Below are 2,986 nucleotides of genomic sequence, written 5' to 3' on the forward strand. Positions count from 1 at the left end.
CGCCACCACCGTGATCGAGGTCGGCGTCGACGTTCCGGCCGCTACGCTGATGGTGATCGAGCAGGCCGAGCGCTTCGGCCTTGCCCAGCTCCACCAGCTGCGCGGACGGGTGGGGCGGGGCTCGGAGAAATCGGTCTGCCTGCTGCTGCGCGGCAACCAGCTGAGCGAGACCGGCAAGAAGCGCCTCGCCCTGATGCGCGAGACGCAGGACGGCTTTCGCATCGCCGAGGAAGACCTTGAATTGCGCGGCGGGGGCGAGCTTCTCGGCACGCGGCAATCGGGGGAAGCGGCGTTCCGGATCGCCGATCTCGAGCATGTGCAGAGCCTGCTACCGGTCGCCCATGCCGATGCGCGGCTGCTGATTGAACGCGACGGCGGCCTCATCAGCCCGCGCGGCGAAGCGGCGCGCGTGCTGCTCTACCTGTTCGAACGCGACTGGGGCGTGCAGTTGCTGCGCGGCGGCTGAGCCGGTTTTTTCCTGTTAATCAGAAGTTTGCCATTACCTTCTAGCCTTGCCCGCAAGGTGAGAGGGCAGGACATGCAGACGATCCGGTATTCGCGTATCAGGCTGGGCATCATGGCAGCGCTTTCGGCCCTGTTCTTCTGGGCGGGCGTATGGATGGCGATCAATCTCCAAGGGAAGGGCGCGTTTGCGGGCGTGCTGTGTGCGTCCGTGATGGTGTTCGCGCTGGCCTTTGCCGTTCGCTACCTCGTCGACAACACGATCGCGCGGATCGGGGCATCCTCGCTCGATTTTCACGGCCTCCTCGGCACGCGCCGCATCCGGTATGACCGGATCATTGCGATCGACATCGAAACGACGAGCGTGAACTTCGTCAAGCAGCGCCATCTCGCGATCAAGTGCGCCGATCACACGCTTGGCAAGTCGCGGATCGCCGAAAAGCTGCTGGAACGGCGGACAGGCAAGCTTGAGGGCGTGCTCGATCTCATCGCCAATGGACCGGAAGCGGCCAGTCCGGTAGCCATTCCGGCACGGCCCGCAACACACACACCGGCTGGCGCGGCACCGATTGCGCAAACCGCGGCGCCGAACCCGGCAGCCCAGCGCGTGCGCGGGTTCGGTCGCAAGTCGGTCTGACGACAGGCGCGATCCGCGTCAGGGCAGCGCGGCGGCGCCTTCCGTTTTCAGCTTTTCGACCAGCGCATCGATCGCGATGCTGATCTGCGCCCAGGTGTCGGCAAAGTCGGTTTCGCCGCCGTAATAGGGGTCTTTCACGGGTTCGCCCTCACGCCCCGGCACCACGTCCATCAGCAGCGAAATGCTGGCAGTCGCCGTGCGCGGCGCCCGTGCCCGGATGCCCGCCAGATTGGCCTTGTCGAGCGCGAATATATGCGTGAAACGTTCGAAATCGCGTGTGTCGAGCTGGCGTCCCAGCGCCGCGCTGATGTCCACGCCGTGCTTCTTCGCCTCGGCGATGGCGCGCGGATCGGGAGGTTCGCCGATATGGTAGTCTGCCGTGCCGACCGAATCGACATGGACATTCAGCCCGGCTGCATCAGCCGCCTTGCGAAAGGCGCCTTCCGCCATCGGGGAGCGGCAGATATTGCCGAGACAGACGAAAAGGACCGAAAACTCGGGATGCGATCTCTTCAGCATGGCGCGTGTCTATCGCTCAAATTCTTTGGATTGCAAATCATTCTTGTACGCAGTGGAGTAAAAACGATGTCTGTCAGGTATCTTGTCGCGGCTTTGGTGGCCTGTCTTGCAGTGCCACTCGCCGCAGGCCCGCGCGAAGACTTCGAGGGCTTGCGCGAAGAGGTCTGGCAGGCCCGGCTCGATGCCAATCCACTGCTTGCGACCAGCGTGGGGGACCGGCGCGGTGACGGGAAGCTCTCCGACCTGAGCATCGCCGCCTATGCCGAGCGCGTGGCGCGCGCCCGCGCCTTTCTCGAGCGGCTCGTGGCGATCGATGCCGAGGCGCTGCCCGAGGGTATGCGGATCGATTACGCGGTGATGGTGCGCGACATGAAGGACACGCTCGCCGCTGCCGGGCACAATCAGGACCGCTACGTGCTGTTCACGACCTATAGCGGCTGGTTTTCGGGATTTGCGGGGCTCGCCAACCGGTCGCCCTTCTTCACCGCGGCCGATTACGCCAGCTATCTCGACCGGCTCGGCGCGTTTCCCGAATACAACCGCCACGGGATCGAACGCAGCCGCGAGGCGATCCGGCTCGGGCTGACGCAGCCATGCGAGCCGATGGCGGGTTTCGATGCCAAGATCGCATCGCAGATCAAGGACACCGCCGAGGCAACGCCGTTCTGGAAGCCCTTCGACCGCGAGCGCCCTGCCACAATCTCGCCCGAGCGGTGGGAGGTGATTGTCGAAACCGGCCGCAAAGCTATCGAGGAGGAGGTAATCCCCGCCTATCGCGATTTGCTTGATTTCTATGTCGAGGAATACGCCCCCAATTGTCGCACGGGCCTGCCGGGCGTTTCGCAGACGCCGGGCGGGGCGGCCTATTACGCGACGCAGGTCGCCGCCTACACCACCACCGACATGACGCCGGGCGAGGTTCACGAACTGGGCCTGTCCGAAGTCGCGCGCATCAGGGCGGAGATGGAGTCGGTCGCCGCATCGGCGGGCTTCGCAACGCGCGAGGCGTTCATCGAGCATCTGCGCACTGATCCGCGCTATTACATGACCGATATCGACGCCTACGTGCAGCACGTCGCCGCGCTCGCCAAGACGATCGACGGATTTCTGCCGCAGCTGTTCTATCGCCTGCCGCGCAATCCCTACACGGTGAAGCCGATCCCCGCCGCGATCGCGCCCGGCACGACCACCGCCTATTACGAGCGGGGCAGCCTCGCCGCCGGGCAATCGGGCACCTACCGGATCAACACGACGAAGCTCGACCAGCGACCCTTGTGGGAATTGCCCGCGCTCAGCCTGCACGAGGCGGTGCCCGGCCACCATTTGCAGATCTCGCTCCAGCAGGAACTCGACCTCCACCCTCTGCGA

Annotated in this window: 4 protein-coding genes; 3 read left to right on the forward strand and 1 reads right to left on the reverse strand. The window is 64.9% G+C overall.

The genetic code is table 11. The features are described from left to right. On the forward strand, nucleotides 1–466 hold a 466-nt coding region (locus tag V2I30_RS00540), incomplete at its 5' end, for a helicase-related protein (protein WP_330660110.1). A 72-nt stretch (nucleotides 467–538) separates the two neighbouring features. Beyond that, nucleotides 539–1,099: a hypothetical protein gene (locus V2I30_RS00545; RefSeq protein WP_330660111.1), complete on the forward strand. Its 561-nt coding sequence runs from the start codon at nucleotides 539–541 to the stop codon at nucleotides 1,097–1,099. An 18-nt stretch (nucleotides 1,100–1,117) separates the two neighbouring features. Here the strand turns inward: V2I30_RS00545 and V2I30_RS00550 are convergent, their stop codons facing one another. Beyond that, a complete protein-coding gene (locus V2I30_RS00550; RefSeq protein WP_330660112.1) occupies nucleotides 1,118–1,618 on the reverse strand; it encodes a low molecular weight protein-tyrosine-phosphatase in 501 nt (166 codons plus the stop codon). A 66-nt stretch (nucleotides 1,619–1,684) separates the two neighbouring features. Here V2I30_RS00550 and V2I30_RS00555 point away from each other — a divergent pair. Further along, on the forward strand, nucleotides 1,685–2,986 hold a 1,302-nt coding region (locus tag V2I30_RS00555), incomplete at its 3' end, for a DUF885 domain-containing protein (protein ID WP_330660113.1).

It is taken from the genome of Erythrobacter sp., assembly GCF_036351135.1.
Lineage (GTDB): Bacteria > Pseudomonadota > Alphaproteobacteria > Sphingomonadales > Sphingomonadaceae > Erythrobacter.

Bases quoted from the DNA above. Each gene is read 5' to 3' on its own strand.
- V2I30_RS00545 (WP_330660111.1), top strand. From the start codon at position 539: ATGCAGACGATCCGGTATTCGCGTATCAGGCTGGGCATCATGGCAGCG.
- V2I30_RS00550 (WP_330660112.1), bottom strand. From the start codon at position 1,618: ATGCTGAAGAGATCGCATCCCGAGTTTTCGGTCCTTTTCGTCTGTCTC.